Annotated in this window: 22 protein-coding genes and 1 other annotated feature; of the genes, 14 read left to right on the plus strand and 8 right to left on the minus strand. The window is 33.8% G+C overall.

Features of this window, described 5'->3' with window-relative positions:
* The first annotated feature begins 27 nt into the window (after positions 1-27).
* Genes ABS916_RS07885 through ABS916_RS07895 form a run of 3 tightly spaced genes read left to right on the plus strand, consistent with a single transcriptional unit; the run spans position 28 to position 1,165 of the window.
* Positions 28-234 (plus strand): hypothetical protein, encoded by a 207-nt coding sequence (locus ABS916_RS07885; RefSeq protein WP_350451358.1) that lies wholly within the window; start codon positions 28-30, stop codon positions 232-234.
* A gap of 30 nt (positions 235-264) precedes the next feature.
* Positions 265-957, plus strand: coding sequence for an NAD(P)H-dependent oxidoreductase (locus tag ABS916_RS07890; RefSeq protein WP_350451359.1), 693 nt, complete (start codon positions 265-267; stop codon positions 955-957).
* Positions 958-982: 25 nt separating this feature from the next.
* Positions 983-1,165: a hypothetical protein gene (locus tag ABS916_RS07895; protein WP_350451360.1), complete on the plus strand. Its 183-nt coding sequence runs from the start codon at positions 983-985 to the stop codon at positions 1,163-1,165.
* A 146-nt stretch (positions 1,166-1,311) separates the two neighbouring features.
* Here the strand turns inward: ABS916_RS07895 and abc-f are convergent, their stop codons facing one another.
* A complete protein-coding gene (gene abc-f / locus ABS916_RS07900; protein WP_350451361.1) occupies positions 1,312-2,931 on the minus strand; it encodes a ribosomal protection-like ABC-F family protein in 1,620 nt (539 codons plus the stop codon).
* A gap of 475 nt (positions 2,932-3,406) precedes the next feature.
* Between abc-f and ABS916_RS07905 the strand changes: the two genes are divergently transcribed.
* The 4 genes from ABS916_RS07905 (at position 3,407) to ABS916_RS07920 (ending at position 8,082) form a co-directional block, all read left to right on the plus strand.
* The gene (locus ABS916_RS07905; RefSeq protein WP_350451362.1) at positions 3,407-5,755 is read left to right on the plus strand and encodes a helix-turn-helix domain-containing protein; all 2,349 of its coding nucleotides are present in this window, start codon (positions 3,407-3,409) and stop codon (positions 5,753-5,755) included.
* Between the two features lie 65 nt (positions 5,756-5,820).
* Entirely contained in the window at positions 5,821-6,078 is a 258-nt protein-coding gene (yidD, locus tag ABS916_RS07910; RefSeq protein ID WP_350451363.1) for a membrane protein insertion efficiency factor YidD, read from the plus strand.
* A 263-nt stretch (positions 6,079-6,341) separates the two neighbouring features.
* A complete protein-coding gene (gene guaC / locus ABS916_RS07915; RefSeq protein WP_089977555.1) occupies positions 6,342-7,316 on the plus strand; it encodes a GMP reductase in 975 nt (324 codons plus the stop codon).
* 118 nt (positions 7,317-7,434) lie between these two features.
* Positions 7,435-8,082 (plus strand): SDR family oxidoreductase, encoded by a 648-nt coding sequence (locus ABS916_RS07920; RefSeq protein ID WP_350451364.1) that lies wholly within the window; start codon positions 7,435-7,437, stop codon positions 8,080-8,082.
* 363 nt (positions 8,083-8,445) lie between these two features.
* On the opposite strand, the gene ABS916_RS07925 is transcribed toward ABS916_RS07920, so the two are convergent.
* The 6 genes from ABS916_RS07925 to map all read right to left on the minus strand — a co-directional run bounded on the left by ABS916_RS07925 (position 8,446) and on the right by map (position 14,737).
* Positions 8,446-9,594, minus strand: a complete 1,149-nt coding sequence (locus ABS916_RS07925; protein WP_350451365.1) for a zinc-dependent alcohol dehydrogenase — start codon at positions 9,592-9,594, stop codon at positions 8,446-8,448.
* 144 nt (positions 9,595-9,738) lie between these two features.
* A complete protein-coding gene (gene tyrS, locus ABS916_RS07930; RefSeq protein ID WP_350451366.1) occupies positions 9,739-11,004 on the minus strand; it encodes a tyrosine--tRNA ligase in 1,266 nt (421 codons plus the stop codon).
* A gap of 68 nt (positions 11,005-11,072) precedes the next feature.
* Positions 11,073-11,288: a binding site (T-box leader), on the minus strand.
* A gap of 485 nt (positions 11,289-11,773) precedes the next feature.
* Positions 11,774-12,148: a hypothetical protein gene (locus ABS916_RS07935; RefSeq protein ID WP_350451367.1), complete on the minus strand. Its 375-nt coding sequence runs from the start codon at positions 12,146-12,148 to the stop codon at positions 11,774-11,776.
* Positions 12,149-12,254: 106 nt separating this feature from the next.
* On the minus strand, positions 12,255-12,692 hold the full coding sequence (locus tag ABS916_RS07940; protein ID WP_350451443.1) for a nucleotidyltransferase family protein: 438 nt from the start codon (positions 12,690-12,692) through the stop codon (positions 12,255-12,257).
* Positions 12,693-12,800: 108 nt separating this feature from the next.
* A complete protein-coding gene (locus ABS916_RS07945; protein WP_350451368.1) occupies positions 12,801-13,760 on the minus strand; it encodes an IS30 family transposase in 960 nt (319 codons plus the stop codon).
* Positions 13,761-13,981: 221 nt separating this feature from the next.
* Positions 13,982-14,737 (minus strand): type I methionyl aminopeptidase, encoded by a 756-nt coding sequence (map, locus tag ABS916_RS07950; RefSeq protein WP_350451444.1) that lies wholly within the window; start codon positions 14,735-14,737, stop codon positions 13,982-13,984.
* Between the two features lie 399 nt (positions 14,738-15,136).
* Between map and ABS916_RS07955 the strand changes: the two genes are divergently transcribed.
* A complete protein-coding gene (locus ABS916_RS07955) occupies positions 15,137-17,002 on the plus strand; it encodes a beta-glucoside-specific PTS transporter subunit IIABC (protein WP_350451369.1) in 1,866 nt (621 codons plus the stop codon).
* Positions 17,003-17,017: 15 nt separating this feature from the next.
* A complete protein-coding gene (locus tag ABS916_RS07960) occupies positions 17,018-18,427 on the plus strand; it encodes a glycoside hydrolase family 1 protein (protein WP_350451370.1) in 1,410 nt (469 codons plus the stop codon).
* 257 nt (positions 18,428-18,684) lie between these two features.
* Here ABS916_RS07960 and ABS916_RS07965 read toward each other — a convergent pair whose 3' ends face one another.
* Complete coding sequence (locus ABS916_RS07965) at positions 18,685-18,942, minus strand: hypothetical protein (protein ID WP_013709825.1); 258 nt, start codon at positions 18,940-18,942, stop codon at positions 18,685-18,687.
* A 488-nt stretch (positions 18,943-19,430) separates the two neighbouring features.
* Between ABS916_RS07965 and ABS916_RS07970 the strand changes: the two genes are divergently transcribed.
* The 5 genes from ABS916_RS07970 (at position 19,431) to ABS916_RS07990 (ending at position 22,497) form a co-directional block, all read left to right on the plus strand.
* Positions 19,431-19,655 (plus strand): hypothetical protein, encoded by a 225-nt coding sequence (locus tag ABS916_RS07970; RefSeq protein WP_350451371.1) that lies wholly within the window; start codon positions 19,431-19,433, stop codon positions 19,653-19,655.
* A gap of 94 nt (positions 19,656-19,749) precedes the next feature.
* Positions 19,750-19,935 (plus strand): hypothetical protein, encoded by a 186-nt coding sequence (locus tag ABS916_RS07975; protein WP_350451372.1) that lies wholly within the window; start codon positions 19,750-19,752, stop codon positions 19,933-19,935.
* 1 nt (position 19,936) lies between these two features.
* On the plus strand, positions 19,937-21,244 hold the full coding sequence (locus ABS916_RS07980) for a glycosyltransferase family 2 protein (RefSeq protein WP_350451373.1): 1,308 nt from the start codon (positions 19,937-19,939) through the stop codon (positions 21,242-21,244).
* A 191-nt stretch (positions 21,245-21,435) separates the two neighbouring features.
* A complete protein-coding gene (locus tag ABS916_RS07985) occupies positions 21,436-21,843 on the plus strand; it encodes a MarR family transcriptional regulator (protein WP_350451445.1) in 408 nt (135 codons plus the stop codon).
* Positions 21,844-21,858: 15 nt separating this feature from the next.
* Entirely contained in the window at positions 21,859-22,497 is a 639-nt protein-coding gene (locus ABS916_RS07990; RefSeq protein WP_350451374.1) for a nitroreductase family protein, read from the plus strand.
* The last annotated feature ends 110 nt before the right edge of the window (positions 22,498-22,607 follow it).

Genomic DNA, 22,607 nt, shown 5'->3' on the forward strand with positions numbered 1-22,607 from the left:
TAACGCAAAGAACAAAGCAAACGATTAGTGGAGTTGACTAAACAGCTGATGAAAAAAAAAGGGCTGGTTTCAAGCTGTTTTGGTATACTAGTAATAGATGCAAATCGTTATGTTAAAATTGCAACGTATTTAGAAATCATGTTAACGGCATTAGATATCGAATTGGTGCCAATTCAAAAACTGCCTTTATTATCCATTGTTAAAGAAGACATGTTAGAATATTTTAAAGAGTAATTTTTAATCAATCAAAAATGGAGGCCAATAATGAAAACTCTAGTGATCCTATCTCATCCTGAAATTAAGGAGTCAGGAAGTCAGCAGTATTTGCTGAGTTCGATTCCTGAAAATAAAAATATTACCGTTCATCATTTGGAATCCATTTATCCTGATTTCAACATAGACGTAGAAAAAGAACAAGAGCTATTAAAAAGACACGATCGAATCATTTTTCAGTTTCCTTTTTACTGGTATACAGCTCCTGCATTATTGAAAAAATGGCAAGATGATGTACTGGAAGATGGTTTTGCTTATGGTAAGAAAGGGAAAGCATTAATCGGAAAAGAATTTGGGTTAGTATTAAGTATTGGTGTGAAAAAAGAAGAATACCAAGCTGGAGGACGTGAAGGATTCAGTATTGATGAGTTGACAAAACCCTTTCAAGCGATGGCATTGAAGACTGGAATGACGTTTCTTAAAACATTGCCTATTTTTCAATTTAGTTATTTAACAGAAAATCAAAAAATGAGTCTATTGATTCGCTATCAACAATATTTAACTCGTGAAAAAGATGATAGTTTAGAAGCTCGAGAAAGATGGTTCATCCAAGAATTATCAGAGACGGATGTGACTAAATTAAATAATGGAGATCAATTCGTTCTAGACCAAGCAATTGAATTTATAGAAGAAAATAGAGATACAATAGATGAATTGAAGATTGTTTTAGATCAAATGAAATAGCTTGTTAAGGAGGTCGGTAAATGAAATGGAACAAAAAGAGTGGTTGATTCAAGAATTGGAACGATTAATCCAAACAAGTCGTGATTACAAGCAAAAAGCTTTATTAAAAGCTATAATTGCTTTAATTGATGAGCAAGTTGAACGAATTAGACAAATGGAAGGCGAATTGGATGGAACCTTATGGAGTCCACGCAATTGGAATGAGTAAGACAAAAAAAGGCAACCTTAAATATGGTTGCCTTTTTTTTTATAGAAAGAACTGAGTTTTACTGTTGGGCTAATTCTCAAACTTTTGTACAAATAGAATCTATAAAGAAGCGGTTATGAGAAACGATAATAAATAAAGGAACCATTCTATTCTTTTAGTTTTGTTCGGACATAAGAATAGTTTCCTAGATATTTTACAAGGTTTCCATTTTGCAAAAGATAGGTTGTATCAAAAAATTTATCTAAAAAATAGCGGTCATGTGAAACAGCAATAATCGTTCCTTTAAACTGACTTAAAGCTTCTTCAATCATTTCTTTAGAATCAATATCCAAATGGTTAGTAGGTTCATCCAATATAAGAACGTTATGATTTAAATGAACGAGCTGTGCCCATCTTAAACGCATTCTTTCCCCACCAGATAGCTGATTCATTTTTTTAAAGACATCTTGTCCATAAAATAAAAACTTTGCTAAAATATGCCTTGCTTCACCTTCTGAAACGGAAATTTTATCACGAAACTCTTCAATCACTGTAAATTGAGAAGACATTTCAAAGGCATGTTGAGAAAGATAGCCGATAGATAGAGAAGAACCTACTTCAAAGCTTCCAGTATCCGGTTGGATTTTTCCGAGTAATAGATTTAATAAAGTACTTTTCCCAGTTCCGTTTGCCCCAACAATGGCGATACGATCTTGATAGTGAACGTGAAGTTCAAGATTTTCAAATAATTTCTTCTCTCCATAGTGTTTACTAACTCCATTTAGCTGAAAAAGATTTTTACTAGAGCGCTTTTTAGTCGTTAATTGGACCTCCATTTTATGTTGTTCAAGAAGCGGTTTTTTGATTAACTCGATTCTAGCCAAAGCCTTTTCCATATTTTTTGCACGGCGGTGCATTGCATCGCTGGGTGGATTAGAACGGTTTGCCCATTCTTTTAAGCGTTTGATGGCTTCTTTCATTTTTTTTATTTTTTTCTGTTGATCTTGATACTCTTGAAATTCGTTTAGTATTCGTTTCTCTCGTTCCTTAACATAATCAGAATAATTCCCAAAATAATAATGCAGTTCTCCTTGTTCGATCTCAACGATTTCTTGTACAACATCATCTAAAAAGTAGCGATCATGTGAAACGATGATGATTGCTCCATCATAGTTCTTCACGAACTGAGTCAACCATTCAATAGCTAAAATATCTAAATGATTTGTGGGTTCATCAAGCAAAAGCAAATCAGGGTGTTCCAGTAAAATTTTTGCTAAACCAACTTTTGTTCGTTCTCCGCCACTCAAAGTTTTCCACTCTTTTTCCAGTAGAGCATCAATATGCAAACCACTTGTTACGCGACGAATGGAAGCATCTACCTCGTATCCGCCTAGTTCTTCAAAATCTTGCTGCAATTGTCCATATTGATCTAAAAGTTTTTCTAAAGGAGCGTTAGGGTCTGACATTTTCAAACTGAGTTGCTCCATTTTATTCTCCAAAAGAAAAATATCTGCGAAGCTTTTTGCTAAAATGTTATAGACTAACAGGTAATCATCTTGTTTTGGAAGTTGAGCAAGCATGCCAACGGTTAAGTTTTTTTGCCAAGAGATCATGCCATTACTAGGTTGCTCAATACCAGCAATAAGCTTGAGTAAGGTTGTTTTTCCTTCACCATTTTGTCCAATCAAACCAATTTTTTTTGAAGTAGTGATATCTAGACTTAAATCGCTAAAAATCGTGTCAGCTCCATAAGTTTGTGTTACATTTTTCATATTAAATAGACTCATTTTTAATTCCTCCGTTTACCGGAAACAGCAAAAAAAGAGAGGGAAAAAGACCTCTCTTTTTAGAAACAACGGTGTATAAAAAGACTCCTTAAAGAAGTTCCACGTGTCGTAAAAAGATGCTTTTTCTGGCTTTTCCATTTTAATTTAGTTAAAAAAGGGCATACTTCACCAATTTTTACTAAAAAGCGGAAAATTCGGCACGGATAACATACAAAAATACTATTTCTTTATTTGTTATCACGTTCCAACCAGTCATTAACATCTCTTCACCTCCTTAAATTCTAATCATTTATTCATTATAGTATACTATAGAATTGGCATTAGTAAAAGAAGTTGTGAAAAATTAACTTAATAATGATAAAACCAATAGAAAACTAGTTTTTATTTTTTTGCTACTAGGTAAATCTTTGTGAATTTTGGTATCGATTGTTTGTAAAAAACAGGTATAATAGGAAAAAAAGGAGGAGTAGAGAGAATGAAAAGAGAAAGTACAGCAGACTATGACATAAAAATGGAAAATGTCCGTTATTCTGCTCCTCAACGGTATTATGGAACAAGAATCTTATTTGTTATTAAAGGATCTGCAACCATTTCATTTGGAGGACGTAATTTTGAAATGGAAGAAAATGATATTTTAATTGTTAATCGTACCAATAACTATTCTGTAATGGGAAGTGAAGATAATTGCATTATTTCACTAAGCATTTCCAGTCATTTTTTTGTGACTCATTATAAGGAATACTTTCATTACAATTTTTTCTGTTTTTCAAAGGAATTAGATCCTGGCAGAGAAGGAATGATTGCTCAATTAAGACGATGGTTATCTGAAATCATGATTGCAGATTCTAGAAAAGATGAAAGCAATACGCTAGAAATTCGAAGCAACTTGTATCAGATTATGTTACTGATGACTCGATTTTTTAAAAAAGAAGCTCCACATTGGAAAGGTGTAGATACAAGTGATGAACGGATCGCACGAATTATTCAATTAATTGAACAGAGGTATGCAGAACCGTTGACGCTTTCTGAGTTAGCAGAACATGAAAATCTATCTTCTTCTTATCTATCTCGTTATTTTAAGCAAATGACAGGTATGGGATTTTTAAATTACCTAAATCAAGTTCGTCTAAAACATAGCCTAGACGACTTATTGTATACTTCGGATAATTTATTTCAAATAGCGATGAAAAATGGTTTCTCGACTGCAAAAAACTACACAGTTGTTTTTAAAACGATTTATAATCAAACACCTGCTCAATATAGAAAAGAACACCAACATGAACAATTAGAACAGCATGAAGCGTTGATCAATAAAGTTGAAGCTCACACAGTTCTTGATTCTCCCGCTATTTTAGATAGACTGGCTAGTTATTTAGATGAAGGAATAGATCAAAGTTATACGATAGATGAAGAACACCTTGAAGAACGTAGAATTGTTCTAAATAGTGAAGGTGAGCAAGAGTTAAAACATGAAAAGCACATCATATTTATTGGTGAATTAAAGGAACTACTAAATGAAAATGTTAAAAGACAGTTGATTTTAACAAAAAAACAAATGCGTGTAGACTTTGTAGGGATCCAAAAACTCTTTGAAGAGACGATACCTTTAACTGAAACGGATCTTTCTGAAGGTGCGGGTAGTTCAACTATATATGCGAATTCTGATATTGTCCTACAGTTTTTAAAAGAACAAGGAATCCATTTATTCTTAAAATTAGAGTATAAGCAAATTAGTCAGAACGAAGATTATTACTTTAAAAAGATTGATCAATTCATTCAGCATGCTTTGCAAGGTTTTGGGCGTGATTTTGTAGAAAAATGGCAAATTCTATTTTATAGTAAAGAAGATTCATCAATAGAATCAACGGAGTTAGAACGCATTTATTTAAAAGTTTGGCAAGTGATCAAAAATAAATCTAGCAAAATGAAAGTGGGAGCATTTTTCCCATTTGATGAACAAAAAGAAGAGCTTCCAGAAAATCAACAGTGGCAAATCGAACATGCAAGTAAAATTGAATTTATCGGCTATGAAGCAGACCAAAACGACGTTATTAATTTTCATGATATTAATGTAGAAGAGTTTTCAAAGAGTCATCGTTACATTATCGATAAAACGAAAAAAGTTAAATCGTATATGCAGCAAAAGCAAATCGATCGACCAATGTTTTTGACTAACTGGAACATGTTATCTGGAAATACTCGATATATCAATGGGAATTTTTTTAGAGGAGCGCTAATTTTAAAAAAGGTTTTAGAATTAGAAAATGATGTAGCAGGAATCGGTTTCTGGATCAATAGTGAAATTCATGAGCGATTACAAGATTGTTCTAATAATCTAATCGATAGTTTAGATTTGTTTCATTTCTTTAATGAAAAAAGACCGACCTTTTATACTATGCGTTTTAAAGAAAGATTAAGAGGAATGGTCACTGCACGGGGATCAGACTATCTAATGACTGAAAATGAAGACGGCTATCAACTGATTATTTTCAATGAGCGACAATTTAGTCCCCGTTACTCAATTGATGAACTATTTGTAAAAAATCGAAGCAAAGAATTACACATTCATCTCAAAGGGATTAAGCCAGGTAATTATCAAATCCGTACGTTTAAATTCGATCGAGATAACGGAGGTTTATACTCTAAGTGGTGGAATCTGAACAGTAAGTACGGTATTGATCATGAAATGATGGATCATATTGTTCAATCTCTTAGTCCAGCACTGGATATTAAAGATGAATATTTAAATGAAGAATGGTCTTTTTATTCTTTATTGACAACTAACGCAATCCATTTTATTGAGTTTCGTAAGGCCATTGAATAAGTGAACGAGATTACTTTACAAAGTACAACCCAATGGCTATACTGTAATTTGGTAGGAGGTAGACCATGAAAAAAGTAATTATTGCTAGCATTAAAGGCTATCAAAAAGGCATTTCTCCTTTATTTCAACCAAGTTGCCGCTATTATCCAACCTGCTCGCAGTATGCAATCGAAGCGATTGAGAAACACGGTGCAATTAAAGGTACAGTAATGGGAACAGCCCGTATTTTAAGGTGTCACCCTTTTATTAAAGGCGGATATGATCCAGTTCCAAAAAAATTTACGTTAAGAAAAAATAGAGAAATAAAAACAGTAAAAAATTAGCAATAAGCTGACAAATCTAACATTTGTCAGCTTATTTAATGCGTTCAAATCTTTTTTTAGAAAAATAGAAAAGACAAACTATTTTAAGGTTTTTCATGAAAAGGTACGAATAACTTTGACAAACCTTTTAATATAGTGTAAATTGTCTTAGGGACGAAATATGAAGAAAACAAAAAGAAATAATGTTCGTGTTTTTGACTCCCTATAAAAATGATGATGAATAGCCTAAAAATTAGAGCCATAACAGAAAGAGGTTAAGGAAAATGAAAGTTTTTGACTATGAAGATGTTCAACTTATTCCTAATAAAAGTATTGTAAGCAGCAGATCAGAATGTGATACAACAATTGAATTTGGCGGTAGAACATTTAATTTACCAGTCGTACCGGCTAATATGCAAACAGTTATTGATGAAACATTAGCTATTTGGTTAGCAGAAAATAACTTTTTCTATGTGATGCACCGTTTTGATGAGGAAGACAGAATTCCTTTTATCCAACGAATGAATGAAAAAGGGCTATATTCTTCGATTAGTGTAGGTGTAAAAGCAGCAGAATACACATTTATTGAAACTTTAGCGAAAGAAAATTTAGTACCAGAATACATTACGATTGATATTGCTCATGGGCACTCTGACTTAGTGATCAATATGATTCACCATATCAAGAAGTACTTACCCGGAACATTTTTAATCGCAGGGAATGTTGGGACTCCAGAAGCTGTTCGCGAATTAGAAAATGCTGGAGCTGATGCAACTAAAGTAGGTATTGGACCAGGAAAAGTATGTATTACAAAATTAAAAACAGGATTTGGTACTGGTGGCTGGCAATTAGCTGCATTGCGTTTATGTGCTAAAGCTGCAAGAAAGCCATTGATTGCTGATGGTGGAGTACGAGATCACGGCGATATCGCTAAGTCGATTCGTTTCGGAGCATCTATGGTCATGATGGGTTCTTTATTCTCTGGACATGATCAATCTCCAGGAGAAACGATTGAAAAAGATGGCAAAATGTACAAAGAATACTTTGGTAGTGCATCAGAATACCAAAAAGGTGAACATAAGAACGTTGAAGGCAAGAAAATTCTTGTAGAATACAAAGGCGACATCGCTGAAACATTATTGGAAATGAAACAAGATTTACAATCATCTATTTCATATGCTGGTGGAAATGACGTAGAGTCGATTCGCAAAGTTGACTATGTTATTGTTAAAAATTCAATATTTAACGGAGATCGTTAGATAAAAGAGAAAAGGTCCTGTAAAGGATCTTTTTTTTTACTGTGATGCAAATGATTTGTATCCTCTGGTTTCTTTGTTACACTTAACGAGTAAACTGAAATGAGAGGGGTTATGAGTCATGAAAGTATTAGTAGTAGGTGCAAATGGACAAATTGGTAAAATGATTGTAGATAAATTACAGAATAGCGACAAACATTCAGTACGAGCAATGGTTCGGAAACCAGAACAAGCTAATGCATTAGACATGAAAGATGTTGAAGCGTGTTTAACCGATTTAGAAGGACCAATTGAAGCGATTCAAAATGCTCTTGAAGGTATGGATGCGGTGGTTTTCTCTGCTGGTTCAGGTGGGAAAACGGGATACGACAAAACGATGTCCATTGATTTAGATGGAGCTGTGAAAGTTATGGATGCAGCAAAAGAAGTTGGTATCGATCGTTTTATTATGGTCAGTGCAATGAACTCAGATGATCGTGCAGCTTGGGATAATGAAGAAATGAAGCCTTACAATATTGCTAAGTATTATGCCGATCGCTGCTTGAAACAAAGTGGATTGACTTACACAATTTTACGTCCAGGTTTGTTAAAAAACGATCCAGCTACAGGGAAAATCGAAGTAGCGGAGAACTTGCCAGGTGGCGCCATCTCTCGTGAAGACGTGGCAGAAGTGGTAGTTGCAAGTTTAGATAATGAATCAACTTTTAATAAAGCCTTTGATCTTTTAAATGGTGATTCGACAATCGATGAAGCATTAAAAAATCTATAAGACTGTTAACTAACTAAAAAAAGCTTCAAGGTCTCTCAATAGAAGAGACCTTGAAGCTTTTTTTATAGATTCTTTTACAAATTTTAGAACATAGCGTCCAAAACAGACTCAAAAAACGTTATTTTACGAGTAGTCCTACAATGAAATGACATCTAATGGAAGAGTGAAGCAGAAAAGTAGTCCAACTCTTCCGTGAAACGACTCTTCATGGATAAGTTGTGTCCAAAAAGTTGTTCACTCATCCATGAAACAGTCCTTCATGGATGAGTTGCACCAAAAAAGTTCGTCACTCCTCCATGAACAGAATAAAATGAGCATATGCATAAACTAGAACGCTTATTTTACGTTTCTCATCTTACTTTTCTAAACCATTCCTGGTTTTAGGATGACTTTTATATTTTGATCTGCTTTTTTATCAAAAATGTCATAAGCTTGTGCAGCTTGCTCCAACGGCATCGTGTGTGTAATGATGTCTGTCGGATCAAAAACGTTTTTCTCAATCATGTCATACAATTTTGGCATAAGGTGAATAACAGGCGCTTGCCCTGTTTTTAGAATAACATTTCGGTTAAAGAAATCATTTATTGGGAAACTAGCAGAAGGAGTCATATACACTCCAGTAACTTGAACCGTACCAAACTTCTTAACACTTTCTGAAGCTGTAACAAGCGGACTAATTGTTCCACTTTGTACGCTTAAAAGAGTCTTAGCTTTTTCTCTGGTAGGAGTCACTCCGTCCATCCCTACGCAATCAATAACGACATCTGCTCCACCATTAGTAGTGTCATAAAGAAATTTCCCAACTTCAGTAACGTCTTTAAAATTAACGGTTTCAACATTATTGGTTTTTTGAGCATGGTCTAAACGGTGTTTTACATTATCAACTGCAATAACTCGTTTAGCACCTTTCATTTTAGCAAATTTTTGAGCAAAAAGCCCAACTGGACCAGAGCCAAGAATGATAACTGTATCGCCTTCTTTAACACCGCTACTTTCTACACTCCAGTAAGCAGTAGGAACAATATCGGATAAGAAAAGTACTTTTTCATCTGGTAGGTCATTTTCTGGAACAACAAAAGAGGTGAAATCAGCAAAAGGTACACGTAAGAACTCTGCTTGGCCTCCAGGATAATTTCCATGCATTTTACCAAAACCAAATAGACCACCATTGTCAAAAGCTGGATTTGGATTAGAATTGTCGCATTGGCTTTCCATCTCATGTGTACAGAAATGACATTCGCCACATCCAATATTAAATGGAATAACGACTCGATCGCCTTTTTTAACTTTTTTAACGCCAGGACCGACTTCTTCAACGATTCCCATTGGTTCATGACCCACTACATAATCTTCTTCCATTACCGGTTTTCCATTATGATACAAATGTAAATCAGATCCGCAAATAGCCGTTGCTGTAATGCGGACAATCATATCAGTAGGTTCTTGAATCGTTGGATCTGGAACATTTCGAACTTCCATTTTTTCATTTCCTTGCCATGTTACTGCACGCATAAAATCGCTCCTTTTATTTGTATTTATAAGGTGAATTTTAGCATTGCAAATAAAGATAGTAAAATAATAACGCTTACTGCAACTAGGAAAGAAGATGAAAAAAGAGTTCTGCCTGCCATTATCAGCAAACAAAACTCTTTTCTTCTAAACTAATCTAATCAAGAAGTATTTTTTCTTCCCTTTACGAATAAGGATAAAGCGTTCATCAAATGAGTTTTCAGGTGTCACAATAGCTTCAACGTCTGTAATTTTTTCGCCGTTCATAGATAGAGCACCATTTTTGATATCTTCGCGAGCTTGGCGTCTAGAAGGTTCAATACCAACTACATCCACTAACCATTCAACAATATTCCGTTCTTCTTTTGAAGATTCGAAAGTAGGCATGTTTTTAAATCCTTCTTCGATTTGATCAGCTGTCAAACTTTTTACATCACCGGAAAAAAGAGCTGCAGTAATCTTTTCAGCATCTTTTAAAGCTTGCTCGCCATGGACAAATAGAGTCATTTCGCTGGCTAACGTTTTTTGTGCTTCCCGTTTATGCGGTTCAGTTGCTATTTTTTCACCTAAAACTTCAATTTCTTCTTTTGTTAAGAAAGTAAAGTACTTCAAGTATTTCACGACATCACGGTCATCTTGATTTAACCAGAATTGGTAAAATTCATAAGGAGTTGTTTTTTCTGGATCTAACCAAATAGCACCACCAGCAGTTTTTCCAAATTTAGTTCCGTCCGCTTTTAACATTAATGGAATGGTCAACCCATAGGCTTCAGCCTCAGAACCTTCTTGTTTACGAATGTATTCTAAACCAGCAGTAATATTTCCCCATTGGTCTGCGCCACCAATTTGTAATTGAACATCTTCATGTCGGTACAAGTGTAAAAAATCGATTGATTGCAGAATTTGATAAGTAAATTCAGTAAATGAAATACCGGTTTCCAAACGACTAGCAACGATGTCTTTAGACAACATCGTATTAACGTTAAAACTTTTCCCAATATTGCGTAAGAAATCGAGTAAAGAGATTTCTTTTGTCCAATCCAAATTGTTTACCATACGAATAGATTCTTCATTTTTACCTGCATCAAATAGTTTTACCATTTGACGAGTTAATTTATCAGAATTATTTTGAACTTGCTCACTAGTTTGTAAAACACGTTCTTCTGATTTTCCACTTGGATCGCCGATTGAACCAGTCGCTCCACCAATAACGATGACTGGACGGTGACCAGCTAATTGAAATCTTTTCAAGATCATGAAAGGAATTAAATGACCAATATGCATGCTATCACCAGTTGGATCAACCCCACAGTATAATCCTATCGTTTTTTGGTCAATCAATTTTTTTAAACCTGCTTCATCAGTTTGTTGATTAATGGCATCGCGCCATTCTAGTTCATCAATAATATTCATTTTCCCAGCTCCTTAAATCTGTATTTTATGCATAAAAAAAGCCCGATAAAAAAGATCTAAATCTTTTTTATCGGGACGAAATTTTCCGTGTTACCACCCAAATTGCAGTCTGTTTTTAACGCAAAACACGCTGCCACTCATTTACTGTAACGTAGTAATACGCTTGAAGTTAATCAAGTTACTCCGGAGTGTACTTCACAAATTGGTTTGTGCCTATTTTCATCATCCATAGGCTTTCTATTAAACAGGGACCAGATGCTACTATGCTCTTTCATCGTAAGTTGTTATGAGATTGTTATCAGTATAGAGGAAGCAAAGACAATTTGTCAATCTTGTTTTTGAATTTATTTGCTTAGAAATCTTGAATGATGAAATAGTTGGTATATCTCGCAGTAATATTAAATTCTTATTTACATAAACGAAAACATAATGATATAAGGCATTAACAATAAATAGATATAAGACAAGAGTAGAAAGATTAATGAATGAACAGGGCTTCTGTGAAACTCTTTTATACAAAAAAAGACTCCAATAATAATTGCAGATAACCAAAAGAAATCAAAAATGCCTCTACCAAAGAATGAATCAAAAAGTCCTGTAAAAAAAATAATTAAACCAATCAACAAATAGCTTATACCTAAGGTCGAACCGACAAATGATTTTCTATCGTAGGTACTTTTTTCTGTCTTCCAATGTTTAAAAATTCTATACATAAAAAAAATGGAAAAAGGTAGTGCAGAGCCAAGCATTATTTTGGTAATTGTAAACATCAATTACCATCCCCATTAGTTACATTTTCTAAAGAGTGATCTTCCAAAATTTTATTTAACGGTAAGCTCAATAAATAAGAACTCAAATGAGTGAGCAATAATAAAAGAATTAAGTCATCTGTTTTTCTCTCGAACATAAGTCCTATAATGACTAAATAAATCAATACATCTAGACTTCCGCTTAAATAAATTAGAAAGTTGAATTTAACTTGTTGTTTCTTCGAGAGATGATCAATGTTATCTAAATTAGTCGGGAAAATAGTCCAATAGGTTACAAATTTTGAGGAGTATTTACCACGTGAAACGTAAATAAAAGTGATTAATTTAATCACAATAAAAAGAATCATACATGTAAGAATAAGTTGATTAGACATAATAATCCTCCTTTCAATTTTAAAGTACGATTGATAAATTTATCCAATGATCTTCCCATTTTTTTTGTTGAATACGATCAATATATATTGCATGAAATTTGCTACCTTATTGATAAAAGGGTGTGGGTTTTACCTTCAGTTCAAATAAATCGTTTAGTCCATAGGGAGCCATGATTTCAAGTTTATTATGATGAAATCTTACAGCTAGTGCAGTTGGAGTTTCTGGAAAATGAGCAACACCATCATAGGATGAAGTAAAAGGATCAAATCCACTTTTCGAATGCATACGAGCTTGATTTTTTACGGTCCATGGCTGATTTGGAAGCAAACAACCTAATTTTTTTTCTAGTTCTTTTTCTATTTCCCACGATATATCTGAAGTATCAAAATAAATGACGTCAATATCATTTACAGGAGTTATAGTATTATGTAATGTATCCCAAACTTTATTCCGCATAAGTCCTGCACATACCCAAGAATCGGTTAGATTTAGTTCCTCAACCGCTCTTAAAATGGATAAGAGGTTACTATCGTGTTCAATTATTTCTAGTACTTGTTTTTCATAAGTAGTTACATTTTTCTCCTATCTTATAACAGATTCTTGAAAATTAAATCTACGATGAAGAGTTTGGATTTATTATAATCTGATTTGTCAAATTAAGCTAGACAGAACGTCTTCACTCATGTAACTCAAAAATACTTCCAATGGTGTTTGATAATTCAATGACTTTCTGGGAATAGTATTTCTCTTATCTGCAACGGATGAAACAAACAATTGGTCGACTTGATTAAAATCCATTTCTTTTGGTAATCCATCTTTTCGGAGGAGACCGTTAGAATTTTCGTTTAAAGCGCGTTGTGAAGGTGTTCCAGGATCCGCAAAATAAATGGCGATATCGTGGTGGTTGCATAGCGATTTCCAGTTAGAAAATTCTTTTCCACAATCAAAGGTGATAGAACGGAATAAGTTTCTTGGAATACCGTGAAACCAGTAATTCATGGCTGTTTCAATGTCGCTGGCCTTTCGTCCATTGGGTTTCAAAGTAATAATGACTTTAGATAGACGTTCCACTAAAGTGATAACAGCACTCTTATGGTGGACACCTACAATGGTGTCGCCTTCGATATGGCCAAATTCTTCTTTAAACTGGGGATAATCTTTTTCTCTTTCTGTGATATTCCGCTTGAAAGATTGTTTTCCCCGACGTTCTTTATGACAATTTGGTTTTCTTTTCCCTTTCATTGGAAGTGTGGTTTCATCAAAGATTTTTTCTTTGAACTGGCGGTAAAGAGTACGAACGGAACACGCAACAGGCTCTTCCGCCCGACCAATAATGACGTCAGGAGTCCAACCTTGAGTGACTTTCTTTTTGATATAGGCCTGTTGTTTCTTTGAAAGCACGATTTTGCGACGCCCACAACGCTTCTTGTTTTCCTTGTACTGTTGGAAGTACTCAAGTGCCGTATGCCCTGCTTTCAAGAAGTTAATGACGTTGTAGATGGGTGTTCGCGTTCGTTTTAAATAAGCGGCTATTTTCGCAACTGGGATATTTTTGTGGTAATAAGACTCTATCATCACCAATTCATCCGTGGTAAGATGGGTGTAGGTCATTCGTGATCACTCCTATGTCTTCTTTAGTCGGAATTACATTTTGAGTGTACCACGAATGGCTTTTTTATTTGTCTAGCTTAATTCTACAATCGGCGTAAAGTAAATTTCGACTATGATAAAGTGCTTATGTACAAATTTTATATCCAAATATAAGTCTTCTGACACTAGAATAAAATGTGTTAGAAGACTTATTTCAATTTGTTTGAGATCAAAAAAATCCTTTATTGATCGTTTTGAGAAGTTAAAAGACGTGGGCCGTCTTTCGTAATCGCTAATGTATGTTCAAATTGACAGCTGAGGCCTCCATCTTTTGTTCGAGCAGTCCAACCGTTATCATCCATTTTTGATTTCCATGTTCCTGTGTTTACCATAGGCTCAATAGTAATGACCATGCCTTCTTTTAAGCGTAAGCCTTTACCTGCTTGTCCATAGGAAGGGACGTCCGGAGCTTCATGTAAGGTTGGCCCAACACCATGTCCTAAGAATTCTCGAACAATTGATAGGTTTTCACTTTCAACATAAGTTTGAATCGCATGACCAATATCTCCTATACGGTTACCAGCTTGTGCCTGTTCAATACCTTTATACATAGCTTTTAGAGTAACTTCCATTAAATGGTCTTTCTCAGCAGTTGATTCTCCCACTACATAACTCCAGCAAGAATCTGATAAAGCACCCTTCAAATTAATAACCGTATCAACTTTGATCAAATCTCCATTTTTAAGAACTTCTTTTCTTGGGAAACCATGACAAATTTCATCGTTTATACTGATACATGTTGCATATTCATACCCTTCAAAACCAATTTGTTCCGGGATGGCATCATTCTCTAAGATAAATTTATGAGCGAATTCTTCAATATCCCAACTCGTTATGCCAGGTTTAATAAAATCGCGTAAAGCAATATGCATATTTGCTAAGATGGTTCCAGATTCATCCATTGCATCGATTTCGCGTTGTGACTTTAATGTAATCAATTCATTCCCTCTTTTCTTTAAATCTAAATCTATACCTAATAGTATAAGTGTTTTCATTGAAAGATAAAAGAATTTATAGGCTTTATTAGTTAATAATGAATAAAACAATGTTGTCATTGATTAAAAGTAAGATAACAGTTTATAATTAGTAAGTATTTCAAAAGCTAATTTGGTATTTGGAAAAAGATAATAAAAAACAAGCAATTTAATTTTGCTCGTATAAGTATGCCAATGAGATAAGAAAAGATAGCCTCTGCAACAAAGTAGATAGGTCTGATAAAAAAGTTAAAAATAATTAGTAAAACCAACAGCAACAGCCACCAATAAAAGTTGCTGTTGGTTTTTTTAGTGGTACCTTTTGCCATCGTCTGATGGAAAAAGAAAAAAGGAGTGAATAGATTGGATTATAAAAAAACTGCACAACAAGTTTTAACCTACGTTGGTGGAAAAGAAAATGTTTCTGAGTTAACACATTGTTTCACCCGTTTGCGGTTTATATTGAAGAACTCTGAGTTGCCTCAAAAAGATAAACTACTCAAAGTAGAAGGCGTGATTTCGGTTGTGAAAAGCAACGGTCAGTATCAAGTTGTTTTGGGAAATAAGGTAGAAAAAGTTTATGAACAATTAGAACCGATGTTAAGTGATGTGCCAGAGTCAAAAAAAGAAAAACCCCATATTTCTCTAGGCAGTAGAATGTTAAATACGATTACAGCTATTTTTACACCAACGATTCCAGCGATCGCTGCATCGGGTATGTTAAAAGGGATCTTAGCTGTTGCATCAATTGTGGCAACTACGTTTTATCAACTAGATATCAAAGAATATGATACTTATGTTATTTTAAATGCTGCTTCAGATGCACTTTTCTACTTTATGCCAATTATTTTAGGCTATGCGGCAGCTAAAGTGTTCAAAACTAATGAATATATAGCTATGATTATCGGTGCTACACTTTGTTACCCTACAATTGTTACTTTAATGACAGTGGAGACAGCAGTGTCCTTGTTTGGTTTAGGTATTACGAAAGCTAACTATGTCTCATCCGTTATTCCTATTATTATTGCTGTTTTCATATTATCTTATGTGCAACGTTTCTTAGAAAAAGTCATTCCAGAAGTTTTGAAGATCATTATGGTTCCTACATTATCCTTACTAGTTATGATTCCGGCGACTTTGTTGTTATTCGGACCAATTGGAATCTACATCGGACAATTTATAAATTGGATTTATTATTATATTATGAATTTTAGCCCGATTTTATTAGGAGCTTTTATTGGAGGAATTTGGTGTATATTGGTCATCTTTGGGGCTCATCGTGCAATTATCCCAATCGGAATAAACGATGTGGCACAAACAGGCCGACAAAATTTATTGGCGTTTGCCGGTGCAGCTAACTTCTCTCAAGCTGGTGCAGCTCTAGGCGTTTTCTTGAAAACTAAGAACAAAAGCTTAAAAACAGTTGCAGCATCTGCTACTGTGACAGCTCTCTTCGGTATCACTGAACCTGCTATTTATGGAGTGAATTTACGTTTAAAAAAACCAATGATCTATGCTGTTATCAGTGGTGCTGCAGGAGGTGCCTTGATGGGGTGGGGTGGTTCTTACGGGATAGCTTTTGCTAATCAAGGTGTATTAACGATTCCAGTTTATGCTGATGCGGGTACCAAAGCTTTTTTAAGCTATCTTGTTGGTTGTAGCATAGCCTTTTTTGGTGCCTGTGCACTGACAATGATTTTAGGATTTAAAGATTTGCCAAGCGAAGATCAAGAACTTGTAAAACCTGATTCAGATGAATTGTTCGTCTCAAATGACGATATAAAAATTTTATCTCCTATAAAAGGACAGGTCATTCCGTTGACAGAAGTAGAGGACGAAGTTTTTTCTTCGGGAGCATTGGGTAAAGGGATTGCGATTTATCCAGAAATAGGAGAAGTTCGTGCACCAATGGATTGTACGGTGTCGGCTCTATACCCAACATTACATGCTATTGGGTTAGTATTAGATAATGGTATTGAGATGTTGATTCACATCGGAATCAATACGGTAGAATTAAAAGGAACGCATTTTGAAAGTTTTGTATCTGTTGGTGACCATGTTGAGAAAGGAAGCAAGATTGTTTCCTTTGATATTGATGCACTTGTAGCTGCAGGGTATGATTTAACAACTTCTTTAATTATTACGAATTCACCACAGTATCAAACAATAGATTCAAGCAACCAACCTCAAGTCACGAATGAGGATAATTTATTATTTATTAAGTTATAGGAGGAGTGTATATCAATGAAAAAATTTAACGATAATTTTTTATGGGGAGCTTCCTCATCAGCATTTCAAATTGAAGGTGCATGGGATAAAAATGGTAAAGGCATGTCTGTTGCTGACTACAATTCTTTCCAAAGGTCAGCACTTCAAGCAGACACAAAAGTAGCCAGCGACTTTTATCATCATTTTGAAGAAGATATCAAGTTAATGAAAGAATTGGGCTTGAATGTTTACCGTTTCTCCATATCATGGTCACGCATCATACCTGATGGAGATGGAGAAGTGAACCTAGCAGGACTTGATTTTTATAATCGTGTGATTGACTGTTTAGTGGAGCATGATATCAAACCGTTTATTACCTTATATCATTTTGATTTACCTTTCGCCTTGGTTGAAAAGTATAATGGATGGGAAAATAGGGAATGTGTCACTGCTTTCCAACGGTACGCGCAAGTTTGTTACCAAGCGTTTGGGGACCGCGTTAAAGACTGGCAAGTAAATAACGAGCAAAACTTAATGATCCGAGTAAACGAGCGAATGAATATGTATCATGTGAAACCAGAAGATGCAGAAAAAGTTCGCGCACAAATGGATTACCATATGTTTGTTGCCCATGCTCTAGCAACTACTGACTGCCATAAAATGGTGGAAGGTGGTAAAATTGGTCCTTCTGTGTCTTCAACGATGACATACCCAAGTTCAACTAAACCAGAAGATGTTTGGGCAGCAAGAATGAATGATAATTTTAAGACCAACTATGCTTTAGAAATGTATTGTTTTGGAGCCTATCCTGGTTATTATGAAACATACTTACAAAATCTTGAAATTTATCCTGAAACTTTACCTGAAGATCCAGAAATCTTAAAAAGTGCTAAACCAGATTTTATTGCCGTGAATTACTACCGCACATTGGTGGCAAGTTATCTACCAGCTGATGAAACGCATCCGGTTGGAACAAAAGAAAAAGATATTGATTTTGACTTATATGGATATTTCAAAATTGAACCCAACCAGCACTTGAAAGCCTCGCAATATGGAGCACAGATCGATCCGATGGGTCTACGTTTGGTTCTAAATGATTACTACCGTCAATACCGTTTACCAATGATTATTACCGAAAATGGTTTGGGAACACCAGACGTCTTAACAGAAGATCAACACGTTCATGACGACTATCGTATTGATTATATTCGTGATCACATTGCTGCTTGTCACGATGCTATTAACGACGGTGTTGAATTATTCGGTTACTGTCCTTGGTCAGCAATCGATTTGCTAAGTTCTCATCAAGGGTTTAAAAAACGGTATGGTTTTATTTACGTTAATCGTGAAGACCATGACTTAAAGGATTTACGTCGAATCAAAAAAGATAGTTTCTATTGGTATCAAGAGGTCATTCGAAATAATGGTTTAGTAGAAGAGAAGTAAATAAAAATGATTGCTTGCTTTATTTATGTTGGACTTTATTTATAAAAAATGTTTTAACGTTCAATAGTTCGACAGATAATGACTACAATAATTACAATAAATAAGCTCCGATTTATAGAATAGTTATCTATAAATCGGAGTTATTTTCTTGAAATTAACAATGTCCCAAATCCTTACTGACCTAGAAAATCATAAAACATTGGCATTGTGAAATTACCAAATGATGAATATGTTAATTGATTAAATCAATTATATGTCTAGTCGTCAAATTTTTCTATTTCTTTTTCAAATTTTTTCATTTCTTTATCATCATATTTCTCATATTTATTTACATCATGCAATATTTTTTTAATATCATGAATAGCCTTTTTTTCGTAATACCATTTTTTTAATCTATGTTGTTTAGTAGGGTCTTCACTTAAATCTTCTACGGTTGCTATATTTTCGTCTAATTCCTCAATTACAGTTACCAACTTGTTCAACACGTGGTCTTTCTTTTCCTCGTAATCAGCCATGTTTTTTCACCTCCTTTGATTTCATATTATGAGTTTACATCTTATTCCATTTTTTTAAAGTATTATGCCTTTTGGTGAGTGTACTTAAATTAAATACAATATAGTATTCAATATTTTTTATTGATATGACTGCACTCTTAGACAATTAATTGTATTAAAAAAACAGAAAATCCACTTATGATAAATTTGCTCATTTTTTTTATTAATACTTTCTAAAAGAACGGGTAGTTGAATGTTAATAAATTGATTAAAAAACGCACCCTATTAATTAACATTACTTGAAAGATAGGTTAATTTTATTGTAATCTTATTTTAATGAAGCATGTAGTATCTATACTTGATTAAATGTCTCCTAAAGCAATTGAAGTCGATTTTCTTATGTGAAAAAATAAAGAGTTTAAAAAAACTTTCCTTAGAGAGTATACTGTCGAGATGACGCAATAAAATTCCTGATTCAGACGCAAATAAATAGAAAGGAGATATTTATTATGCAAAAAAGGATTTCAAAAAAAGAAGTAAATGATAGGCTTGTTTCTGATAAATTTTTTAGTCGGGGTAATTTAATTCTTAAATTACGTCAAAGTATTTTAACATTACTAGGTTGGGGAGGGGTTATTTTTCCTTTTATATGGCTTCAATTCCCTTTTATTTACCCTGAAAAAGCAAAAAAAAATGAATTTTTTTGTTTATTCAGAAGAAATAGTAACCTTTAATTTTTTCGTGCTATTTTTATCTATTGTCTTTCTCTTTATAATTGTTTTATTTATAATTCTAACTATTTGGAACAATTACAGATATAAAAATGTATTGAAAAAAAGAAAAGTTTTTGATGAGGACGCCATTGAAAAGAATAAAGAGGCACTAGAATTATTTTATGATGAACGTTTTGGAAAAAAAAGTTTTAGAGAAAACATTCGTTTCTACTCAGTCCCAAGTGAAAAAAACATAGAAAAAAATGAAATTATTGATTTGTATATTAAAGGAGGAGAATAATATGTTTCCTTTAATTGATACAGGGATACCATGGTTAGATTTTTTATTAACACTTCTAGTGTTAGTATTGATGACATATCCGGTCATTGGGGGGTTTTCTTGGTTCATCGGTGTGCTATGCTACCAACATGGATTTAAACATAAACAAAATGAATGGATAGATATTCCAACTGAAATAGAACCTATGGTTACGATTATGATTCCTGCTCACAATGAAGAAATTAGTATTAGTGATACCGTTAACTATTTAATGACAAAAATGAATTACTCTAATTATGAAGTATTAGTAATCGATGATGGATCCACTGATAGTACACCAAAAATATTAAATCAATTAATGGAACAGTATGAGAAGTTAAGGGTAATTCGAATTGAAGAAAATAAAGGCAAAGCTCATGCTTTCAATGTAGGAATTGCTTTTACAAAAGGTAAACTTATTTTAAGTAATGATGCTGATACGGCGCCCGAGCCGGATGCCTTATGGAAATATGTCAATTACTTTATACAACCAGACTCTTTTAATATAGCTGCAGTTTCAGCTAATATGGATGTTAAGAATCGTACAACTATATTAGCTAAGTCTCAAACAGTTGAATTTTCAAGTATTGTTGGAATTATTAAAAGAACGCAAGCCGGTGTTTTAGGAAGTTTATACGCTTATAGTGGTGCAAACACAATGTATCGAAAAGATGCTTTGATTGATGCTAATTTGTTTCGTCAAGATCGGGCTACAGAAGATATTAGTATTGCTTGGGACCATCAATCTAAAGGATGGGTTTCTGTATTTGCTCCAGATATTATATTCTATATGGAAGTTCCTGAAAATTTGAAAATGCTTTATCGCCAACGTAGACGTTGGGCTAAAGGTGGTACAGAAGTTTGGTTAACAAACTTTAAAAAAGTTTTATTGCATCCTTTTCAGCATATTGGGCGGACAGTCATGTTCATTGATCAAACACTAAGTATTATTTGGGCTTTTGTGTTTTGGATTTTCTTATTCATATTTATTATCATGCTAATAAATTTTCTGATCGAAGGAAACACTGAACGAGTCTATCACATGCTTACAATGAATTTTATTTTTGTCAGCTTTGAGATGATTGCTGGTTTGATGCAATTAGGTACAAGTATGCTTATAGATAATAATGGTAAGAAATTTAAATATTTTATCTTTTCTCCTTTCTACATGTTACTCTTTTGGGTGATGAATGCAGCAGCTATCGTAATTACATTTATTCCGGCTGTAAAAACAATATTAGGATATGGAAAAGGTACTTGGACTAGTCCAGAGCGACGTGGTAATGAATAAACTCATACAATTATATTATTTATAGAAGGCAATTTAAGGTGATTTAATCTACTAGAATAAGTTGATACATCTATATTATAGTCAAGTAAAGAGTACTATCTAAAGTAATTTACTTTACAATTACTGTTTTTCTTGTTAATGTTGACAAGTCAATAGTTGATTTGTCAATTATCGGAGGAAGGAGAATAGTTATGCATTTAAGGGAAATAAGTAAGTTGTTTTATCAAATCAAAGTATCTAATCAAGAGACTACTTCACTTTTTGAAAAAGAAACCGGCTTTAGCCTAACTAGGTATGAGTTAATGATGTTTCTCAAAGAAAAAGGGAAATGTTCTCAAATTCAGATTCATATAGAATTAAAAATAGATAGTGCTGCTATTACTAGGCATTTAAAAATATTGGAAGAAAAAGATTATGTTATTAGGGAACGCAATCAAGAAAATAATAGAGAAATTTTTGTTCAGCTAACTGAGAAAGCAAAACTGGATTTAGAAAATTGTGAAAAGGAACATAACTCTCTGGACAATAATTTGGCTATTACACTTAATGATGAAGAAGCTAACCAATTATTACTCTTATTGAATAAGTTAACTAGATAGAAAGAGGCATAAATTATGACCACTAAATTAATGAATAATGATTTTTCAGATATAACCTTTGGAAGAAGATCAATTCGCATATATGATGAAACTGTTAAAATTCCCCATGAAGAAATGTTAGAAATGATTCAAGAAGCAACAACAGCACCTTCTTCAGTCAATATGCAACCTTGGCGTTTTGTCGTTGTCGAAAGCAGTGAAGAAAAGAAAAAATTGAAACCTCTAATTCGTTTTAATACTCGTCAAAACGATACATCTTCAGCAATGATAGTGATATTTGGCGATATGGAATGTCATAGATTTGGAGAAGAAATTTATAATCAAGCAGTTGAAGAAGGAAAAATGCCTCCAGAAGTCAGAGATCAACAATTAGCTGCGATTATTCCTCACTACAAAAATCTTTCTAAATCAGCCATGAATGATGTCGTGAAAATTGACTCTAGTTTAGCCGCAATGCAATTAATGCTGGTAGCACGTAGTCATGGTTATGATACAAATGCAATTGGTGGATTTGAAGCTGACCAATTAGCAGAGGCATTTGATTTAGATAAAGAGCGTTATATTCCAGTTATGATTTTATCTATTGGAAAAGCAATGGAAGAAGGATATGATTCTGTTTGTTTAGATGCAGAAAAATTAACTACGTTTAAGTAAAGAAAAAAAGTGCAAGATTTCAATGATGCTACTATTTTAGTAGTTGATAAGGTATCTTTAATTTTTTAAATGAAAAACCCCACAATCACTTGAGATTGTGGGGTTTTGTC

Origin of the sequence: Carnobacterium sp. (genome assembly GCF_040274945.1) — a bacterium.
Classification (GTDB): Bacteria; Bacillota; Bacilli; order Lactobacillales; family Carnobacteriaceae; genus Carnobacterium_B.